The sequence below is a fragment of the Kitasatospora sp. NPDC048715 genome, assembly GCF_043198905.1.
In the GTDB taxonomy this organism is placed as follows: domain Bacteria; phylum Actinomycetota; class Actinomycetes; order Streptomycetales; family Streptomycetaceae; genus Kitasatospora; species Kitasatospora lactacystinica.
This window is the reverse complement of record NZ_JBICVH010000009.1, coordinates 356,739-376,347: the sequence shown is the minus strand read 5'-3', so window position 1 is coordinate 376,347 and position 19,609 is coordinate 356,739. Positions and strand designations below refer to the sequence as shown.

The 19,609-nt window shown below is 72.4% G+C and carries 15 protein-coding genes; 9 read left to right on the top strand and 6 right to left on the bottom strand.

Going from position 1 to position 19,609, the window contains the following annotated elements:
• Positions 1 to 19 precede the first annotated feature (19 nt).
• The gene (gene galT, locus ACGFSC_RS19465) at positions 20 to 1,126 is read left to right on the top strand and encodes a galactose-1-phosphate uridylyltransferase (RefSeq protein WP_359907389.1); all 1,107 of its coding nucleotides are present in this window, start codon (positions 20 to 22) and stop codon (positions 1,124 to 1,126) included.
• Between the two features lie 273 nt (positions 1,127 to 1,399).
• Here the strand turns inward: galT and ACGFSC_RS19460 are convergent, their stop codons facing one another.
• The 5 genes from ACGFSC_RS19460 to ACGFSC_RS19440 form a co-directional block, all read right to left on the bottom strand.
• The gene (locus ACGFSC_RS19460) at positions 1,400 to 3,886 is read right to left on the bottom strand and encodes an RICIN domain-containing protein (RefSeq protein WP_359907392.1); all 2,487 of its coding nucleotides are present in this window, start codon (positions 3,884 to 3,886) and stop codon (positions 1,400 to 1,402) included.
• A gap of 88 nt (positions 3,887 to 3,974) precedes the next feature.
• Positions 3,975 to 5,861 (bottom strand): DUF5107 domain-containing protein, encoded by a 1,887-nt coding sequence (locus tag ACGFSC_RS19455; RefSeq protein WP_359907394.1) that lies wholly within the window; start codon positions 5,859 to 5,861, stop codon positions 3,975 to 3,977.
• Positions 5,858 to 6,703 (bottom strand): carbohydrate ABC transporter permease, encoded by an 846-nt coding sequence (locus tag ACGFSC_RS19450; RefSeq protein WP_359907397.1) that lies wholly within the window; start codon positions 6,701 to 6,703, stop codon positions 5,858 to 5,860. The genes ACGFSC_RS19455 and ACGFSC_RS19450 overlap by 4 nt, the downstream gene beginning before the upstream one ends.
• Before the next feature lie 45 nt (positions 6,704 to 6,748).
• Positions 6,749 to 7,714 carry a sugar ABC transporter permease gene (locus ACGFSC_RS19445; RefSeq protein WP_359907399.1) on the bottom strand — a complete coding sequence of 322 codons (966 nt, stop codon included), beginning with the start codon at positions 7,712 to 7,714 and terminating at the stop codon, positions 6,749 to 6,751.
• 2 nt (positions 7,715 to 7,716) lie between these two features.
• Complete coding sequence (locus tag ACGFSC_RS19440) at positions 7,717 to 9,015, bottom strand: ABC transporter substrate-binding protein (RefSeq protein WP_359907401.1); 1,299 nt, start codon at positions 9,013 to 9,015, stop codon at positions 7,717 to 7,719.
• A gap of 282 nt (positions 9,016 to 9,297) precedes the next feature.
• Here ACGFSC_RS19440 and ACGFSC_RS19435 point away from each other — a divergent pair, with 282 nt between their 5' ends.
• The 7 genes from ACGFSC_RS19435 to ACGFSC_RS19405 all read left to right on the top strand — a co-directional run bounded on the left by ACGFSC_RS19435 (position 9,298) and on the right by ACGFSC_RS19405 (position 18,403).
• Positions 9,298 to 10,302 carry a LacI family DNA-binding transcriptional regulator gene (locus ACGFSC_RS19435; protein WP_359907404.1) on the top strand — a complete coding sequence of 335 codons (1,005 nt, stop codon included), beginning with the start codon at positions 9,298 to 9,300 and terminating at the stop codon, positions 10,300 to 10,302.
• A 116-nt stretch (positions 10,303 to 10,418) separates the two neighbouring features.
• A complete protein-coding gene (locus ACGFSC_RS19430; protein WP_359907407.1) occupies positions 10,419 to 11,177 on the top strand; it encodes a DeoR/GlpR family DNA-binding transcription regulator in 759 nt (252 codons plus the stop codon).
• Between the two features lie 201 nt (positions 11,178 to 11,378).
• Complete coding sequence (locus ACGFSC_RS19425) at positions 11,379 to 12,650, top strand: extracellular solute-binding protein (protein ID WP_359907410.1); 1,272 nt, start codon at positions 11,379 to 11,381, stop codon at positions 12,648 to 12,650.
• A gap of 19 nt (positions 12,651 to 12,669) precedes the next feature.
• Positions 12,670 to 13,692 carry a sugar ABC transporter permease gene (locus tag ACGFSC_RS19420; protein WP_359907413.1) on the top strand — a complete coding sequence of 341 codons (1,023 nt, stop codon included), beginning with the start codon at positions 12,670 to 12,672 and terminating at the stop codon, positions 13,690 to 13,692.
• The gene (locus ACGFSC_RS19415) at positions 13,689 to 14,528 is read left to right on the top strand and encodes a carbohydrate ABC transporter permease (protein WP_359907416.1); all 840 of its coding nucleotides are present in this window, start codon (positions 13,689 to 13,691) and stop codon (positions 14,526 to 14,528) included. Before ACGFSC_RS19420 ends, ACGFSC_RS19415 begins: the two co-directional genes overlap by 4 nt.
• A 53-nt stretch (positions 14,529 to 14,581) precedes the next feature.
• A complete protein-coding gene (locus ACGFSC_RS19410) occupies positions 14,582 to 15,601 on the top strand; it encodes an SIS domain-containing protein (protein ID WP_359907419.1) in 1,020 nt (339 codons plus the stop codon).
• Positions 15,602 to 15,736: 135 nt separating this feature from the next.
• Positions 15,737 to 18,403, top strand: coding sequence for a TIM-barrel domain-containing protein (locus tag ACGFSC_RS19405; RefSeq protein WP_392863652.1), 2,667 nt, complete (start codon positions 15,737 to 15,739; stop codon positions 18,401 to 18,403).
• Between the two features lie 109 nt (positions 18,404 to 18,512).
• Here ACGFSC_RS19405 and ACGFSC_RS19400 read toward each other — a convergent pair whose 3' ends face one another.
• A complete protein-coding gene (locus ACGFSC_RS19400; protein ID WP_359907422.1) occupies positions 18,513 to 18,716 on the bottom strand; it encodes a cold-shock protein in 204 nt (67 codons plus the stop codon).
• Between the two features lie 414 nt (positions 18,717 to 19,130).
• Between ACGFSC_RS19400 and ACGFSC_RS19395 the strand changes: the two genes are divergently transcribed.
• Positions 19,131 to 19,358: a hypothetical protein gene (locus ACGFSC_RS19395; RefSeq protein WP_359907425.1), complete on the top strand. Its 228-nt coding sequence runs from the start codon at positions 19,131 to 19,133 to the stop codon at positions 19,356 to 19,358.
• Positions 19,359 to 19,609 lie beyond the last annotated feature (251 nt).

Genomic DNA, 19,609 nt, shown 5'->3' with positions numbered 1-19,609 from the left:
CCGCAGAAGGAGCACAGCGGTGCACAAGACCGCGACCAAGTTGGCCGACGGCCGCGAACTCGTCTACTACGACCAGGAGTTCGGCACGGCCCGGACCGCCGTGGACGAACGCCCGCTGGAACCCTCCGCGAGCCTCTCCGAGACCCGGCTCGACCCGGTGCTCGGCGAGTGGGTGACCGTCGCCGCCCACCGTCAGCAGCGGACCTACCACCCCCCGGCCGGCGAGTGCCCGCTCTGCCCCTCCCAGGACGGCCGGCTGAGCGAGGTCCCGGCGGCCGACTACCAGGTCGTGGTCTTCGAGAACCGCTTCCCCTCGCTCGCTCCGGACTCCGCCGCCCACGTCACCGCCCACGAGGACGACCCCCTGCGCACCCTGCGGCCGGGCACCGGCCGCTGTGAGGTGGTCTGCTTCGCCCCCGACCACGACGCCTCCTTCGCCGACCTGGACGAGGCCAGGGCCCGCCTGGTGCTGGACGCCTGGACCGACCGCACGGCCGAACTGTCGGCCCGGCCCGAGGTCCGGCAGGTGTACTGCTTCGAGAACCGCGGCGAGGAGATCGGCGTCACCCTGGCCCACCCGCACGGGCAGATCTACGCCTTCCCCTTCGTCCCCTCCCGCACCGCCCGGATGATCGGCCGCGCCGAGGCGTACCGGGCGAGCACCGGCCGGAACCTCTTCGAGGACCTCGTCGCCGCCGAACGGGCCGCCCCCGAGCGGCTGGTGCTCCGGGGCGAGCACTGGACGGCCTTCGTGCCCTTCGCCGCCCGCTGGCCGTACGAGGTCCACCTCTACCCCAACCGCCGGGTGCGCGACCTCACCGCGCTGGACGAGGCCGAGCGCGCCGAGTTCCCCGGCCTCTACCTCGACCTGCTGCGCCGCTTCGACCGGCTGTTCCCCGCTCCCGCCGGCGCCGCGCCGAACCGGACCCCGTACATCTCCGCCTGGCACCAGGCGCCGAAGGACGGCGGCGACGAACTCGCCCTGCACCTGGAGCTGTTCACCGTCCGGCGCGCTCCCGGCAAGCTCAAGTACCTGGCGGGCGTGGAATCCGGACTCGACGCCTTCGTCACCGACGTGAGCCCGGAGGCCGCCGCCGCGCGGCTGCGCGAGGCCGCGGCCGGCTGACCCGGCCCACAGGAGGACCCCGGCGCGGCCGTCGAACGAGCCGTGCCGGGGTCGGGGTCAAAATCGGGGCCGGGATCGGAATCGGGGCGAGGACGCGCCGCCGGCGGCTCGGGCCGACCGGCGGTCTCGTCGTCCGCGCGGGCCCCGACGTCCTCCCGGGTGCCGTGCGGTTCGTGCGTGCGGTCCGGTCCGACGGAAATGCCGGGCTCCCGGGGACAGCCCCGGGAGCCCGGCATCAGGACCGCCCCCGCGGGACCGCCCTGCGGGCCCGGGTCAGGAGATCGACCACCGCTGCAGCGGCGATCCGGTGTCCGGCTCCTGCGTCACCGCGGCGCCGTCGGCGCCGGAGGCGGTGGTGAGCAGCAGGCCGCTGTGGGCCGAGGTGACGGTGTACGAGCCGTCGGCCGTCAGCCGGACGTTCCAGTGCTGGTTGGCGCCGCCGCTGCACGGCCACTGGATCACCTGGGCGCCCGCGGCCGTGGAGCCGCCGCTGACGTCGGCGCACATCGACGAGAGGCCGTTGAACAACTCGTACGAGCCGTCGGGCTGGGGGCGGAACTGCCAGAGCTGGTTGCTGCCGCCGGAGGCGGTCCAGGTGATGAGGGGGTTGCCGGCGGCGGTGCTGCTGTCGGCGTCGTCGAGGGCCTTGCCGCCCGTGGTCAGGGTGTGGTTGCCGCTGAGGTCCGGCTCGACGGTCCAGGTGAAGACTGCCGAGGCGCTCGCGGTGCCCGAGGAGGCGGTGACGGTGACCTTCGAGACTCCGGGCCCGGTCGGGGTGCCGGTGATCAGACCCGAGGGGCTGACGGAGAGCCCGGCGGGCAGCCCGGTCGCCGTGAAGGTGAGCGGCTTGCCGGCGCTGTCGGTGGCGCCGAGCTGGACGGAGACGGCCTTGCCCGCGGTACCCGCCTGGTCACCGGGGGCGGTGAGGACGACCGCCTCGGGGGCCGTGCCGGTCGGGGCGAGGGCGAGGGTCTGCTCGGCCGCCGTGCGGCCGCCGCCGACCGTGCCGCCGGTGGTGTCGCTCCAGGAGCGGGCGGGCACGGTCTCGGCGAGCCGGCCCGAGGTGCCGGACATGCCGATCACCAGGCCGCTGTAACGGTTCACCAGCTGGAACCGGCCCTTCCCGGCCTTGCTGGGGAGGATGAACCACTGCTGCCCGACGGTGGCGTTCCCGCCGGCGGCGCCGGTGGCGGTCAGCGCGGCGCCCCAGGCCCGGCCCGCCGTCGAGGTGGCGTCGACGCCCAGCAGCTGACCGGTGGCGGTGTTGACGATCCGGTAGGAGCCGTCGCCCTCGGCCAGGAACCGCCAGGACTCGCGGGCGGAGCCGGCCGCCTTGGCCGTGGAGGTGACGGCGGAGCCGCCGGCGCTCTGGGCGAGGACCCGGCCGTTGCCGCTCTGGATCCGGTAGGTCCTGGTCAGGTCGACCGGCGGGGCGGCCGGCGCGGAGGAGCCGACGGTCAGCTCGACGTACTGGCCCTCCGAGCCGGCGCAGCCGAAGGAGCAGTACTGCCGGAAGGTCTTCCCGACGATCGTGGAGCCGGTCAGACTCGCGCTGTCCAGGAACCAGCGGTACCAGGAGGCGGTGTGGTAGCTGCCGGTGTCGCCGAGCAGGGTCCACTTCTGGGTGGCCAGGTCCTTGGTGGCGTAGATCTGCTGCGGGGCGTTGCCGCTCTGGTCGACGGCCTGCGGAGTGCCGATGTAGAGGCCCAGATAGGCGTCGTAGCTGATGTTCATGACGAACAGCGGTGTGCTCGGGGCGAGCGTGCCGGCCGCGATCTGCTGGCTGACGGTGCCGGGGTTGGCGGGGTTGTACTCCTTGGCCGGCGGGAGGTACCCGGTGGGGTTGGCGCCGTCGGCGGGCACCATGTCGCTCTCCAGGCCTCCGGCCCCGGGCTGCGACCACGCGCCGTCGTACCACTTCTGCCAGCTGCCCGGCGCCATCTTGGCGGACATCGGGGCCCGCGCGACGTGCTGCTGGAACGCGCCCCAGCTGCCGCCCTTGTCGACGATCCGGGAGCCGTAGAAGACGTAGAAGTATCCGGAGGCGGTGTCCGCGAACAGCCGCTGGTCGCCGTCGCCGTAGGAGAAGGTCTGCTGCGGGAAGGCCGCGGTGTCGCCTCGCGTGGTGCTGTACGGCGAGGTGAGCACGTGGTCCCTGATGGTCCAGGTCCGGCCCTGGTCGGTGGAGACGGCGTAGTCGATCGCGTCGTAGTGCAGGCCGTCGCCGAAAGGCTGGGGGGTGAACTCGTTGTGCACCAGCCCGTACCAGGCCCCGCTGTCCGGGTCGACCCAGACCCCGGCCAGGTCGCAGTAGTTCCGCTGGGCGTAGTGCGAACCCTGCGGCGCGTAGCTGGACTGCCGTCCGGTGGGGCTGTTGTTGCAGCGTGCGGTGGTGTCGTCGTTGCGGTCCGACGGGTCGGCGGGGTTGACGGCGTCGCTGATCGCGGCGGACCTGGTGGCGCTGTCGAAGTCCCGGCCGGTGAAGAAGCTCCACTTCCGGGAGTCGTTCGCGCCGTACAGCGAGTGCGACTGCTGGAAGTAGAACGTACCGTCCTTGTCGATGTAGGGACTGGCCTGGGTGTCGTCGGGGTAGGCGTACGAGCCCGTCCGGCCGACCGAGACCGTGTACGTGGCGGGGGCCGGTTTGCCGGCGGCAGGTGTGTCGGCGGGCGCCGGTCCGGCGGCCAGGATTCCGGCGCCGAGTGCCGCCAGGGCGGTGGCGGCGAGGACGCGGGTCCATCGGGTGCGTAGAGGTGGCACTGGTACTCCTCTTCCGTGGCGGGGCGCACGGTTGCGCCCCTGCTGTGGGGGGTGCGGAACGGGAGAGTGGTCCGGGGGAGGCGGGCGGTCAGCCGTCCGCCATGCGGAAGTCGTACTGCGGGGGCACCGGTGTGCCGGGGTGGACGGCGAGCCAGAGGGTGTCCAGGGAGAGCTCGCCCTCGCGCATGGTGTCGACCTGGATGCCCTCGGCCAGCAGCCGCCGGACCCGGTCGTCGTCGCCGCGGGCGTGCGCCGCCTCCGCCTCGGCCAGCCTGATCCGGCCGTGCGCCCGGTCGGCCGGGGAGAGCGCCTCGATCAGCGCGAGTGCCTCGGCGGGGCGCTCGGCGCGCCGCAGCGACTCCAGCGTCTCGATCGTCAACTCCCGCAGTTCCGGACGGAGTCGGTGGGCCGAGAGCATGAGGTCGGCGGCCTCCCGCGCCTGCGGGGCGAGGAGGGCGAGCGCGCGCAGCGCCCAGGGCGAGGGCTGGACGGCGACGGAGTGCTCGAACGCCTCGCGGGCGGACTCCCGCTCCCCGTCGGCCAGGCGCAGCAGCCCGAGCTGGTACAGCGCGTGCCAGTCCGTGGCGTTCGCCTCCAGCGGCCGCCGCCAGTGCGCCCCGGTGACCGGCTCGGCCGGCGGGTCGCAGACCGGGAGCGTGCCGGTCTTCAGGAGCTGCCGCCAGGGTTCCTGGGCGGCCGCCGGCTCGCCGAAGGGCAGGGCAGGCGAGGCGGGCAGGGCACCGGCCTCGATCTCCAGCGCGGCCCAGCCGCCGCCCTCGGACAGCACCTCCTCGGGCGCGCCGAACTCCCCGGCCCGGGCGTCGGCCCGCTCCAGCTCCAGCGGCGGGAGCAACCGGTCCAGCGCCTCGCCGGCGGCCTCCCGGGCAGCGTCCCAACTCCCGTGCACGGCCGTGGGATCGGCCTGCAGCAGCCCGTACGCCTCGGTCCACGACCAGGTGGCTCCGGCGGGCATCGGCAGGTGCTCCAGCTGGGTGCGGGCCAGGCCCGCCTGGATCTCCAGGTAGGCGGAGTCCGGGCCGGAGAGCCACTCCTGCCAGTGCCTGCCGCCGGTGCCGGTGCCCCAGCAGAACAGCTTGCGGCCGCGCAGCCGGGCGGTGGAGGTCTGGACGAGCCCGGCGCCGGTGCCGTCCAGCGCGGCGATCCAGGGGCGTTCGCCGCCGGGGAGGTCGAGGAAGTAGTCCGCGGCCCGCGCCGCACGGCCGGGGTAGCTGCGGTCGGCGCCGTCGACCTCCGGGAAGGGCACCCGGCGCAGGTCGCTGACGTAGTCGCAGTGGAAGGCGTGGTCGGCCGGGCCGAGGACGCGCACGTCCCGGTCCTGGGGCACGGCGATGTTGGACCACCAGTAGACCGGCGTCTCGGTCGGCGCGGGATTGTGCACGGCGATGCGGACGTAGAGCACCGGGGAGCCGGCGGGCAGCCAGGTGTCCATCCGCAGCACCAGGCGCCGCAGCCGCTCGAAGGCGTACATCCGCAGGCCCGGGGTGCCGTCGGGCGCGCTCACCCGGACGGCGTGCAGCGGCTCGCAGGTCAGCGGCCAGTGCCCGGTGGCGCCGAGGTTCCACTCCACCCCGCCGGCCAGCCAGGCGTCGCGCAGGGCGAGGTTGGCGGGCTGCAGGATCCGGTTGCGGTGCAGCAGCTCCCGCCCGGTGGAGCGGTGGACCAGGGACCACAGCCGCCCGCCGAGGGAGGGCAGGAAGGTCGCGGTGAGGGTCTCGTTCTCCAGTACCACGCACGGGAGTTCGCGCTCGGTGCGGACGCGGTCGTACCCGCCCTGCCGGGTGTACGGCAGCAGGGTGTCGGGCACCCCGTAGGCCAGGTTGCGGCGCATCTCGTCGTCGACCCCGGCGCCGGCGCCGGTCTGCCGGGGCAGGCCGTGCAGGATCGGCAGGGTGCCGCCGACCGGATCGGGGGTCCCGTCGATGCGGAGCGGGTCGGTGCGCAGGGTCGAGGTCACTTGCCGATCCCAACTGTCATGCCCTGGATGATCCGCGAGCCCATCCAGGAGAAGAGCGCGATCATCGGGGCGAGGATGATGCAGACCCCGGCGAACATCGTGCCGAAGTCCAGGCCGTTGAACTGCTGTGCCGCGACGAACGAGGAGAGCGCCACCGGGAGGGTGGTCGTCCCCTGGCTGTTCGTCAGGACGAGGGCGAACAGGGTCTCGTTCCAGGCGGTGATGAACTGCAGGAGGAAGGCGGTGACCAGCCCGCCCCGGGCGACCGGGAGCACCACCTGGACGAAGGTGCGCAGCGGGCCGGCGCCGTCCAGGACGGCGGCCTCCTCCAGCACGCCGGGGATGCCGCGGAAGAAGCCGGTCAGCAGGAAGACGGTGAACGGCATCGCCAGGCCGACGTAGACCAGGCCGAGGCCGAGGTCGCTGTCGGTCAGGTCCACCCGGGACAGGCCGATGAACAGCGGCACCACCAGGACCTGGCCGGGCACGCCGAGGCCCATGGCGAAGCTCATCGTCAGTGCCGAGGAGGTCCGCGAGCGGCGCCGGGCGAGGGCGTAGGCGCAGGGGGCGGCGAGGGCGACGGCGACCACGGAGGAGAGGCCGGCGGTGAGCACGCTGTTGAGGGCCGCCCGCGCGAAGCCGCCCTCGTCGAGCGCGGTGGTGTAGTTGCCGGTGTCCGGGCTGGTCGGCAGGCCGAAGCCGTGCCGCAGGATGTCGGGGCCGCTGCGCAGCGAGGTCAGCAGGATCCACAGGACCAGCAGCAGGTCGGCGGCGACGACGATCCAGACGGCGGTCGTGCCGATCCTGCTCGCGAGTCCGGTGGGTCGGTTACTGCGTCGCACGGGAGGGACCTTTCCGGTTGGGTGCGGGGAGCCGGGACGCGAGGGTCAGTACTCGATCGGTTCGCGGCGCAGCAGGCGGCGCAGCACGACGGTGATCAGGGTGACCATGGCCAGGCTGACGATCGCGGCGGCGGTGGCCGTGCCCAGCCGGGGGACGGTGCCCTGCGGGAAGGCCTCGGCGTACACGTACACGGCGGTGTTCCAACTGCTCACCGGCGGATAGGCGTTGGTGCTTCCGCCGTAGAGCAGGATCAGCTCGAAGATCTTCACCGAGCTGACGGTCCACAGCACCGCGCAGACCGCGATGACGTCCCAGGCGCACGGCAGGGTGATGTGCCGGAAGCGCTGGAAGGCGCCGGCGCCGTCGAGTTCGGCCGCCTCGTAGAGGTAGTCGGGGATCTGGTCGACCGCCGCCATGATGATGGAGGTGTAGTAGCCGGTCGCCGTCCAGACCAGGGTGCCCAGGACCATCGGGAGCAGGTTGTCCGTCGACAGCCACTTGGGCGGTGTGGTCACCCCGAGGAGCTTCAGCGCCTGGTTGACGGGGCCGGTGGGCGAGAACAGGAACCCGGCGGCGATGCCGAAGACCATGCCGTTGACCAGCGAGGGGAAGAACAGCACCGACCGGGCGAACAGCCTGGCCCGCATCTCGCGCAGCACCAGGGTCAGCGCGAAGCTGAGCACGAAGGTGATCGTGCCTCCGACGACCATCAGTTCGAGCGTGTTGAACAGCGAGGTGCGGAACCTCGGGTCCTGGAACAGCAGGAGGTAGTTCCGCGGGCCGCGCCACTCCATCTCGCCCATGCCGTCCCACGCGTACAGGCTGGTCCACAGGGCGTAGCCGACCGGGGCGACGAACAGCACCGCGTACACGATCAGCGCGGGCGCGGTGAAGGGCCAGAACACCCGGCGGCGCTGGCGCTCCAGCGGGCCGACGCCGGAGCGGGCGGCGCGCTCGGACCGGCCCGGGACGGCGTCCGTCCGGGGCGGGTTGTCGATCGTCGTCGCCACCGTCAGCCCTGGGTCTGCCAGTAGGTGACCTGGTCGGCCTTGCACTTGGCGACGAACCGGTCGGCCGTGGTCTTGCCGTGCCAGAAGTCCAGGTAGTTCTCGTTCAGGACCTTGGGCAGCCAGCTGCCGGCCACCCCGTCGAAGCCGAGGCGCACGGTCGGGGCCTCCAGGGCCTTCTGGACGTCGGCCAGTTCGGCGGGTGCCGGGATGTCGCTGCGCGGGGTGAGGTTGAGCGCGGTGGTGGAGATCCCGGACAGGTGCTTCTTCTGCAGGAAGAAGGCGATGAACTTCTGTGCGGCGGCGGCGTTCTTGGCCCGCTTGGGGATCGCGAAGCCGAACAGGCCGGCATCCGGGGTCTTCGCGGTGGGCGGCAGCATCGACGCCGTCCTCCAGCCGGCCGGGACCTGATTGGCCACCTCGGCGGTGACGTAGTTGCCGTCCATGTAGAAGGCGGCCTTGCCGCCCGCCCAGTTGGTCTCCTGCGCGGGGTACTTGGTGGCGTCGTAGCCCTCGATCAGGTGGCCGCCCTTCACCAGCTGCTCCACCTGCTGCGCCGCGGCGAGGACCGCCGGATCGTCCCAGGTCGCGCCGGACTTGTCGGCGGCGAGCTGCGCGACGTTCACCCCTGCCCCGTTGAGCAGGTAGTCGAAGTACAGCGCGTTGCTCCAGGGGTCCTCGCCCTCGGAGGCGATGCACGCCTTCCCGGCCGTCTTCAGCGCGTCGCAGACCTTGAGCAGTCCGGCCCAGTCGGTGGGCGGACTGGGCATGGCGGCGGCGATCGCCGGGTCGGCCGCGTTGTAGAACATGGCGTTGGTGACCACCTCGTACGGGATCACGTAGTGGTTGGAGCCGGACGGGTCCTTCGGCAGCATCTCGAAGTACTTGGCCGGGACGACCTGGGAGACCGGGACGTTCTCCTCGGGCACCTGCAGCTGCAGCACCGGCGAGAGGTCCAGTGCCTGGCCGGCCGCGGCGGTGGTGCCGTAGACCTTGTCGTCGGACTCGTCCCACAGGTCCGGGGCCCGGTTGGCGGCGATCGCCGGTCCGATCTTCTTGGCGATGTCCCGGCCCGCCCAGGTGACGTCCACCTTGGCGCCGGTGGTGGCGGTGAAGTCGTCGATCGCGGCCTTCAGCACCTTGGCCTGCGGCTCGTCGGCGCGCCACATCGACCAGTAGGTGAAGCTGCCGGCGGCCTTCGCGCCGCCCTCCGAGCCGCTGCCGCAGGCGCTCGCTCCGAGCGCGAGGGCGACGGCGGTGGCCGCCCCGATGATGCGGGCGGCGGGCATGGTCGTTCTCCCCATGGGTGGTTCCTCTCGGAGGCGCGAGATGCCGCGCGGACGTGTCGTCAGCCGGGGCCCGAGGACGGGGAGCGGCTGGATGGCTGGGACGATACGGTCGGGTTGACCGGTAAATCAAGAGTCCTTGCAAAAACCTGCTCCGGACTGCGGCGCTTCGACACCGATTGCGCAAGGGGCTCTCAAGTTGCGCACCGGAGCTGGGGTTTGATCTACCTTGACGCCCCTTCACCGGTGCCCTACCTTTCACCGAAAGCAAGTTGACCGGTAAAGCCGAAGGATCCAGTCATGGTGACGATGCAGGACGTGGCCGAGCGCGCCGGGGTCACGAAGCAGACCGTCTCCAACGTCATCCGGGGGCGGGGGGCCGTGAGCCCGGCGACCGCGGCCCGGGTGCGCGCCGCGATCGGGGAACTGGGGTACACCCCCAACCTGGTCGCGCGCTCCCTCGCCACCGGCGCCACCCGGACGGTGGGCCTGCTGGTCCCCACGGTGACGGGCTCCTTCTACCCCGACATCGTCGAGGAGGTCGAGGACGTCCTCGACGCGAACGGCTACCACCTGCTGCTCTGCACGACCCGGCTCGACGGCGAGCGCGCCAAGCGGCACCTGGCGAGCCTGACCAGCCGCTCGGTGGACGCGCTGCTGATCGCCGGCGACCGGGACCTGATCGACCACCTGCCGCTGCTGGCCGAGGCCTCCTTCCCGGTCGCCCTGTGCGCCTGGGAGACCGACGCCCCCGACCGCTTCCCCGTGGTCACCATCGACTACGAGCGGGCCGGCCACCTGGCCGGGCGCCACCTGCGCGAACTCGGGCACGAGCGCGTCGCGGTGCTCGCCAGCCCCGACCACGCCCCGCGGGTGGCGGGCTTCCGGCGCGCCTTCGCCGGCGACGGCCTGACCGTCCCCGACCACGCCGTCCACACCGCGCGCGAACCCACCCCCGCGGGCGGCTTCGCCGCGGCGACGGCGGCGCTCACCGCCGACCCGACGATCACCGCGCTCTTCGCCACCCACGACGTCCTCGCCCTGGGGGCGCTGGAGGCCGCCCGGGAAGCGGGCCGCTCCGTGCCCCACGACCTGTCGATCGTCGGGCACGACGACAACCCGGAGGTCGGCGTGGCCCGACCGGCGCTCACCAGCGTGGCCATCCCCAAGCGGGAGATGGCCCGGGAAGCGGTCGAACTGCTGCTGCGCGCCCTCACCCGCTCCGGCAGCCCGGCCAACTCGATCCAGCTGCTGCGCCCCGAGCTCGTCATCCGCGACAGCACCGGCCCGGTCGGTGGCCGTTGAACCGGCCCGGCCCGGGGAGCCGCCCCCGGAGGCGAGCGCACCGCTCCCGTTCCGGGCGGTTCCACGCAGCTCCGCGCAAAGATCGTCCCTCGCACGAACGGCACTAGACTTCCGCCATGCTCAAAGCTGACCGCACCTCCCGGATCCTCACGCACCTCACCGAGACGGGCAGCGCCGACGTGCACGAGCTGGCCGGGCTCCTGCGGGTGTCGGCGGCCACCGTCCGCCGGGACCTGCAGGAACTCCACGACCAGGGCCTGCTGCACCGCACCCGCGGCGGGGCGGTCACCGGCGCCGTCAACCTCGAACTGCCGCTGCGCCACAAGCACGGCACGCGGCAGGCGGAGAAGCGCCGGATCGCCCTGGCGGCCGACCGGTTGGTGCCCGACGGCGCGGTGGTCGGCCTGACCGGCGGCACCACGACCAGCGAGCTGGCCCGCGTCCTGGCCGAACGCGGCGGGATCACCATCGTGACCAACGCCGTCAACATCGCGGCCGACCTGATCGTCCGGCCGGACATCCGCCTGGTGGTGGTCGGCGGCATCGCCCGGACCACCAGCTACGAACTGGTGGGGCCGGCCGCCGACCGGATGCTCGCCCAGTACCACCTCGACATCGCGTTCATCGGCGTGGACGGCCTGACCCCCCAGGAGGGCTGCACCACGCACGACGAGATGGAGGCCCAGACCGACCGCGCGTTCCTGCGCAGCAGCGCGCGGTCGGTCGTCCTCGCCGACAGCAGCAAGATCGGCCGGGTCACCTTCGCCCGGATCTGCCCGCTCTCCGAGGTCCACGACCTGGTCACCGACGCCGAGGTCACGGCGGAGCAGGAGGAGGCGATCGCCGCCGACGGGGTACGGGTCCTGCGCGCCTGACGCCGGGCCGCCGGCCCCGCGGGCCCGGATCCCGCACCTCCTCACGCAACGCCCGGCCGGGCCTCCCGGCCGGGCGTTTCTGTCACCGCAACGGTTGACATGAACTCACTAACACAGGAAGCTCTTTCGCACCTGCGCAGAATCAGCGTGTATCAAGCATCTCCGATCACCCATCAAGCGCATACGAAGGCGGTAACTGCGGTGGACAAACGTGTGCCGGCCCTCCTCACGGTGTGCGCCCTCGGCGCCCTCGCCCTCACCTCCTGCGGCAGCGGCAGTGGCGGCGGCACCGACGCCGACGGCAAGGTGACGCTCAAACTGGTCGCCGCCGACTACGGCGACAAGGAGTCCAACAGCTCCAAGGCCTACTGGAACGGCGTCGCCTCCGCCTTCACCGCCGCCAACCCCGACATCAGGGTCGACGTCCAGGTGGTGAACTGGAACGACATCGACCAGCAGGTCAAGACGATGATCCAGAGCGGCAACGTACCGGACGTCCTGCAGACCGGCGGCTACGCCGACAAGGTCGCCGACGACCTCCTCTACAAGGCGCAGGACGTCCTGTCGCCCGCCACCCGCAGCAACCTGATCGACAGCTTCGCCAAGGCCGGCGAGGTCAAGGGCGTGCAGTACGGCATACCGTTCGTCTCCTCCACCCGGCTCCTGTTCTACAACAAGGCGATCCTCCGGCAGGCCGGCATCACCCAACCCCCCACCACCTGGGAGGAGTTGCGCAAGGACGCCGAGCAGATCAAGGCCGCGGCGCCCGGCGTCACCCCGTACGCGCTGCCGCTCGGCCCGGAGGAGGCCCAGGGCGAGAGCATGCTCTGGGAACTCGGCAACGGCGGCGGCCCCACCGACAAGGACGGCGGGTACACCCTCGACAGCCAGGCCGACATCGACACCTTCTCCTGGCTCAAGTCCAACCTCGTGGGCCCCGGCCTCACCTACCCCAACCCGGCCACCACCGACCGCAAGACCGCCTTCGCCGACTTCGCCGCGGGCAAGGCCGCCATGCTCAACGGCCACCCGTCACTGATCCGGATGGCCCAGGCGGGCAAGGTCGACTACGGAGTGGCCCCCGTCCCCGGCAAGGCGGGCCCGCTCACCAGCACCCTCGGCGTCGCGGACTGGATGATGGCCTTCAAGAAGAACGGCCACCGCGAGCAGATCAGGAAGTTCCTCGACTTCGCGTACACCGAGGACAACATGCTCCGGTTCGACGAGACCTACAACCTGATGCCGGTCACCCAGGACACGCTGCGCGCGATGACCACCGGCGGCAAGCACCCGGACCTCGAACCGTTCTTCGCCCCGCTGCCGCACGCCGCCTTCTACCCGCTGGGCGACACCAGTTGGGACGTCGTCTCGGCCGAGCTCAAGAAGAGCGTCGGCAGCGCCGTCTCCGGCGACCCGGCCAAGGTGCTCGGCGACCTGCAGAAGAAGGCCCAGGACGCCGTCGCCGACAAGTGACCCCGCGGAAGGCACCCCAGTGACCTCCAGCTCCCCCGCCGCCGGGCCCCCCACGCCCCCCGGCTCCCCCACCGCCGGATCCCCCAGCGGCCCCGGCACCGCCGCCGGCTCCCCCACTCCGTCCGCGAGGCCGCCGTCCGCGAGGCCGCCGCGCCGCGCCGCGCCGTCGGTCTCCCGCCCGGGCCGGCTCGGGCCGCTGCCCTGGATCGCCCCGGCCGTCCTGCTGATCCTCGCCGTCGTCCTGTGGCCCGTCTACGAGATGGTCCGCACCTCCTTCCTGCGCATCAGCACCAGCGGCTTCGTCCGGGGCCCGGCCGGCCTGGACAAGTACCGCAAGCTCTTCGGCGAGGCCGACCTCGGCCACGTGCTGCTCGCCACCGTCGTCTGGACGGCCGTCGTGGTCGGCCTGACCATGCTGCTCTCGCTCGGCCTGGCCCAGCTCTTCAACCAGCGCTTCCCCGGCCGCCGGTACGCCCGCTGGGCCCTGATCGTCCCCTGGGCCGCGTCGGTGCTGATGACCGCCATCGGCTTCCGGTGGATGCTCGACCGCACCGCCGGCGTGCTCAACACCGCCATGACCGACCTCGGCCTGATCGACGGCCCCCGGGACTGGCTCGGCACCCCCGCGACGGCCTGGCCCTGGATGGTGTTCGTCGCGGTCTTCGTCTCGCTGCCGTTCACCACCTACACCCTGCTCGCCGGCCTGCAGACCGTCCCCGCCGACGTGTACGAGGCTGCCCGGACGGACGGCGCCTCGCCCTGGCAGACCTACCGGCGGATCACCCTGCCGCTGCTGCGCCCGGCCTTCCTGGTCGGCGTGGTCATCAACCTGATCAACGTCTTCAACTCCTTCCCCGTCATCTGGGCCATGACCAGGGGCGGCCCGAGCAGCGACACGGCCACCACCACGGTGTTCATGTACCAGGTGAAGAGCACCGACATCGGCGAGTCCGCGGCCGTCTCGGTGGTCAACTTCGCGCTGGTGGTGCTGATGGTGCTGGCCTTCCTCAAGGTCAGCCGCTGGAACGGGGAGGAGAGTTGAGGGCCCGGCGCGGCCGTCGCCCGATCCGGCCGCGCACCGTCGTGCTCGCCAGCGTCGCCTGGCTGCTGGCGGCGGTCTTCCTGCTCCCGTACCTGGAGATGGTCGTCACGGCGCTGCGCCCGGCCGACGAGCTGCGCGACGCGGGCTACCTGCCGCACCACTTCGCCTGGTCCAACTTCGTCGGCGTCTGGCGCGACTCCACCCTCGGCGGCAACCTGAGGGTCACCCTGCTGGTCGCCGGCGGGTCCACCGTGCTGGCGCTGCTGGTCGCCCTGCCCGCCGCGTACTGCACCGCCCGGGTCCGGTACCGGGGCCGGCGGCTCTTCCTGCTGCTCGTCCTGGTCACCCAGATGTTCCAGCCGACCTCGCTGCTGGTGGGCCTCCACCGCGAGTTCTACCGGCTCGGCATGCTCAACTCGGTCTGGACCCTGATCCTCTGCAACGCCGCCTTCAACCTGGCCTTCGCGATCTGGATCCTCACCGCCTACATCTCGGCCATCCCGGTGGAACTGGAGGAGGCCGCGCTGCTCGACGGCCTCGGCCGGCTCGGGGCCCTGCGCCGGGTGGTCCTGCCGCTGGCCATGCCGGGCGTGGTCACCGCGGTGATCTTCACCTTCATCTCGGCCTGGAACGAGTTCGTGATGGGCCTGACCCTGTCCACCGAGCCGGGGAGCCAGCCGCTCACCGTCGGGATCAACAGCTTCATCGGCAACTACACCGTCGAGTGGAACTACCTGTTCGCCGGGTCGGTCGTCGCGATCGTGCCGGTCGTGGTGCTGTTCGCCCTGATCGAGCGGCACGTGGTCTCGGGACTGACCGCCGGATCGGTCAAGTAGCCGACCGCACCCACGGGTTGAAAGTCCGCCGCCTCTTCGAAGGAGCCCGCCGCATGGCCCCCGCCAGCCCCGACCCCGTCGGCACCCCCGACCCCGCAGGCACCGCAGGCACCGCAGGCACCGCAGGCACGCCCTCCCGCACCGCCGCCGAGATCGCCTCGCAGCCCGACTGCTGGCGCCGCGCCGCCGACTCCCTGCCGCGGCACGCCCCCGCCCTGCCCCGCCGGGGCGAGCGGATCGCCGTCGTCGGCTGCGGCACCTCCTGGTTCATGGCCCAGGCCTACGCGGCCCTGCGCGAGGGCGGCGGCCACGGGACCACGGACGCCTTCGCCGCCTCGGAGTTCCCGCCCGGGCGTGCCTACGACCGGATCCTGGCCATCTGCCGCTCCGGCACCACCACCGAGGTGCTCGACCTGCTCGGCCGGGCCCGTACGGCCGGGGTGCCCACCAGCACCGTCACCGCCGATCCCGCCACCCCGGTCGCGGCGCTCGCCGACGCCGTCGCCGTCCTGGATTTCGCCGACGAGCGGTCCGTGGTGCAGACCCGCTTCGCCACCAGCGTGCTCGCCCTGCTGCGCGCCCACCTGGAAGCCGAGGGCGCGCTTCCGGCCGGAGTCCACCCGCTGTCCCGCGCGGTCCGGGACGCCGAACGGGCCGTCGCGGTGCCGCTGTCCGCCGAACTGCGCGACGCCGGGCAGTTCACCTTCCTCGGGCGCGGCTGGACGTACGGGCTGGCGCTGGAGGCCGGGCTGAAGCTGCGCGAGGCGGCGGGCGCCTGGACCGAGGCGTACCCGGCGATGGAGTACCGGCACGGGCCGATCAGCATCGCCGAACCGGGCCGGGTGGCCTGGGTGTTCGGCGCGCCGCCCGCCGGGCTCGCCGAGGACATCACCCGGGCCGGCGCCCTCCTGGTCGCCGGATCCGGTGGAACGGACGGCGACCTGGACCCGCTGGCCGACCTCGTCCGGGCCCAGCGGCTGGCCGTCGCGGTGGCCGAGTCGCGGGGCTGCGACCCGGACCGGCCGCGGCACCTCACCCGGTCCGTCGTCCTCGGGGACCGGCACCGTCCCTGACCGGCGCCGTTCGCCCTCTCACCACCGCGTGCCCCGTCACCTCCGCGCCTCCTCGCCCGCCCGGGCGCGTCCGGCCCGGGCGCGTCCGGCAGGTCCTGACCGCCCACCTCCTCAACGTCGAACGGAGACACCACCGTGCGCCTACTCCGGCCCCACCTCCGCCGGGCCGCCCTCACCGCGGCCCTGGCCGTCCTACCCGCCCTGGCCGGGCCCGTCCTGCCCGCCCGGGCCGCGACCCCTGGCTCCGCCGTCCTCGACCAGGGCCACCAGAGCGTCACCTGGCAGAGCCCGCAGTACGCCAAGGGCACCCTCGGCGACCCCGGCAGCTGCCCCCCGGCCGCGCAGGACCCGGGCGGCACGGTCTGCGACCACTTCGACCTCACCGTGAACGTGCCGGCCGGCTACTGGGACGACAATCCGGAGGGCGGCGTCCCGGTGTCCGTCCGCTGGCAGAACCCCACCGACGACTTCGACCTCTACATCTACGACGCCACCGGCAAGCAGGTGGCCAGCAGCGCGGGCACCGCCGACCCAGAGGCCACGGTGATCCCGAAGGCCTCGGGCACCTACCGCGTCCTGGTGGTCCCCTACGACGTCCACGGCGGCTCCTACACCGGCACCGCCTACCTGCCCCAGACCGCCGACGCCGGCGACCTGACCGGCTTCGGCGGCTCCCAGGGCAGCTACGACATCTCCGCGGGCACCCTGAAGGCCCGGGTCGACTTCCTCGCCGACGACCAGCTGCGCCTGCGCGCCGCCCCGGACGGCGTCCTCACCGATCCGGCGGGCAGCACGATCGTCCGCACGCAGCCCGAGCCGCAGCGCGACACCAGCACCTTCGACGCCGGGGCGTACTACGGCATCCGCTCCAAGGGCCTGGTCCTGCGGGTCTACAAGCACCCGCTGCGGTTCGGCCTGTACAAGGCGGACGACCGCACCGCCCTCTGGCAGGAGAGCGCTCCACTGCGCTGGAGCACCGGCGGACTGCGGCAGAGCCTGCTGCGCGGCGCGGACGAGCAGTTCTTCGGCGGCGGCGAGCAGAACGGCTCCTTCTCGCACCGCGACCGGACCGTCCACGTCGCCAACAGCACCGACTGGAACGAGGGCGGCTGGAACAACTCCCAGCCGTTCTACGTGTCCTCCGCCGGCTACGGCGTCTTCCGCAACACCTTCACGCCCGGGATCTACGACTTCGGCTCGCCCGTCCGCACCGGGCAGCAGGAACGCCGCCTGGACGCCTACTACTTCACCGGTGACGTCAAGGCGGTGATCGGCCGGTACACCGACCTGGTCGGCAAGCCCTTCATGCCGCCCGTCTACGGGCTGGAGCCCGGCGACTCCGACTGCTACCTGCACAACGCCAACCGCGGCGAGCGCCACACCCTGGACGCGCTGAAGGTCGCCGACGGCTACGTGGACAACCAGATGCCGCTGGGCTGGATGCTGGTCAACGACGGCTACGGCTGCGGCTACGAGAGCCTGCCGCAGACCGGCACGGGCCTGCGCAAGGACCACGCCCAGCTCGGTCTGTGGACCCAGAACGGCCTGCCCAACCAGGCCGAGGAGGTCAAGGCCGGCGTGCGGGTGCGCAAGCTCGACGTGGCCTGGGTCGGCAACGGCTACGACTTCGCGCTGAACGCCTGCGACCAGGCCAAGGCCGGCATCGAGGACAACAGCGACGCCCGCGGCTTCGTCTGGCTGCCGGTCTCCTGGGCCGGCGCGCAGCGCTGCGGCGTGCTGTGGAGCGGTGACCAGAGCCTGTCCTGGGACTACATCCGCTGGCAGATCCCGACCTATGCCGGCGCCACCATGTCCGGCATCGCCTACAACACCGGCGACGTCGGCTCGATCTACCGCCGGGACCCCAAGATGTACGCCCGCGACCTGCAGTGGAAGGCCTTCCTCCCGGCGATCATGACCATGGACGGCTGGGCCCGGGACATGACGGGCAAGCAGCAGCGGGACCAGCAGCCCTGGCTGGACGGCGAGCCCTACACCTCGATCAACCGCAAGTACCTGCAGCTCAAGGAACGGCTGCTGCCGTACATGTACACCCTCTCCGCGGAGGCCACCCGCACCGGCGTCGGCGCGGTCCGCCCGCTGGCCCTGGAGTACCCGCACGACCCGAACGCCCTCGGCCCGAACGCCAAGTACGAGTTCCTGGCCGGGCCCGACTTCCTGGTCGCGCCGGTCTACTCGGACACCACCGTGCGCGACGGCATCTACCTGCCCGAGGGCACCTGGACCGACTACTGGACCGGCCGCACCTACCAGGGCCCGACCACGGTCAACGGCTACTCCGCCCCGCTCGACACGCTGCCGCTGTTCGTCCGCGGCGGCGCGATCGTCCCGATGTGGCCCAAGGGCACGCTGTCCTGGGAGAACCGGGACCGCTCCGAGCTCGACTACGACCTCTACCCGCAGGCCGCGGGCGACTCCTCCTACACCCTGTACGAGGACGACGGCGTCACCCGGCAGTTCAACGCCGGCTCCTCGGCCACCCAGCGGGTGGACGTGCACAGCAACCGCGCCGTGACCAACGTCCGCATCGGCGCCAGCGAGGGCGACTACGCCGGCAAGCCGGCCCAGCGGTCGTACCGCCTCACCGTGCACGGCCGCCCCGCCCCGCGCCTGGTGGCCGGCGACGCGGGCCCGCTGCCCCGGCTGGACTCGGCGGCCGCGCTCGACGCGGCCGGCTCGGGCTGGTACTACGACGCCGCGACCGGGGTGACGACGGTCCGGACGCCGTCCGTCCCCACCGGCGACGGCTTCTCGCTCAACCTGGTCCACGGCGGCAACTGACCGCCCGACGGCGAGGGGCTTCCACCCCGGTACGGCAAAAGGGGCCCGCACCGTGCGCGACGCACGGTACGGGCCCCTTTTTCTGCCGGGCGAAAGCCGGAGCAGAGGACTACAGCGGGCGGATGTTCTCGGCCTGCGGGCCCTTCTGGCCCTGCGTGACGTCGAACTCGACCTTCTGGCCCTCAACGAGCTCACGGAAGCCCTGGGCAACGATGTTCGAGTAGTGGGCGAACACGTCCGCGCCGCCACCCTCCTGCGCGATGAAGCCGAAGCCCTTTTCCGCGTTGAACCACTTCACGGTGCCAGTAGCCATGAGAAATCTCCTTCGAGAGACTGTCCGAAGCCTGCACCATGCAGACTTTCGAGTCGCCGCGATGAGAACCCTCCGGGAAAGAGCCGGAAAACAAAAAATGCGCCTGCGAAGAGCAGGCGCACACAAAGTTCATGGGAACCACAACTGCAACTAAAACAACCGTAGCAGACTTCGGGCCGCCGCGGCGGATAACCACGCGAATATTTTCGCCTCACCCTTCCGGGCGTGCCCCTCACCCCCAGGGGGACCGCAACAACCGGTTGCCACGGGGAGATTGGGGGCGCCCCGCCCCGCCCCGGCCCGGTCGCGACTTTCGCCACGCCGGGAGGACGGGCCGCCCCGAGGATGACCGGCAACGGATTCACCCCCGCCGGGACGGCCCGTTCCCTCGATTTTCGGAGCATACTGACCAGGATGACGAAATCACCGGCAGTCCGACGCCCTCTGCCCACCAGTCCCTTCAAGCCCCGGCCCGAAGCACCGCCCAAACACTTCGCGGTCGGCGACCGCATCAGCCACGACAAGTACGGTCTCGGCCGCGTCATCGCGGTGGAGGACGGGGCCTACCCCGCGGTCCTCGTCGACTTCGGCACCCGACAGGAGCGGATCACCCCGCCGTACGCCGCCATGTACACCCTCTGACCGACACACCGGCGGCGATGCCGTCACCGCCCCGGGGTGCGGTCCGGACCCCGACGGCGCAGCCGACGGTGCCCGGTCTCCGGGCCGCCACTGTGCACACCGCGGGGGCCGATCCGTCGGGCCGTGCCGGGACTCCGGCACGGCCCCGTACGCGCGCGCCCGCCGGCCCGCCCCCGCATCACCGTCGTCACCGTCGTCACCGTCGTCACCGACCGCATGCCGGTGGCGACGGCCACCGGGTCGCCCGGGGC

Coding starts and splice junctions, on each gene's coding strand:
- ACGFSC_RS19395 (WP_359907425.1), top strand. CDS start 19,131: ATGACGAAATCACCGGCAGTCCGACGCCCTCTGCCCACCAGTCCCTTC.
- ACGFSC_RS19410 (WP_359907419.1), top strand. CDS start 14,582: ATGGCCCCCGCCAGCCCCGACCCCGTCGGCACCCCCGACCCCGCAGGC.
- ACGFSC_RS19430 (WP_359907407.1), top strand. CDS start 10,419: ATGCTCAAAGCTGACCGCACCTCCCGGATCCTCACGCACCTCACCGAG.
- ACGFSC_RS19440 (WP_359907401.1), bottom strand. CDS start 9,015: ATGGGGAGAACGACCATGCCCGCCGCCCGCATCATCGGGGCGGCCACC.
- ACGFSC_RS19435 (WP_359907404.1), top strand. CDS start 9,298: ATGGTGACGATGCAGGACGTGGCCGAGCGCGCCGGGGTCACGAAGCAG.
- ACGFSC_RS19400 (WP_359907422.1), bottom strand. CDS start 18,716: ATGGCTACTGGCACCGTGAAGTGGTTCAACGCGGAAAAGGGCTTCGGC.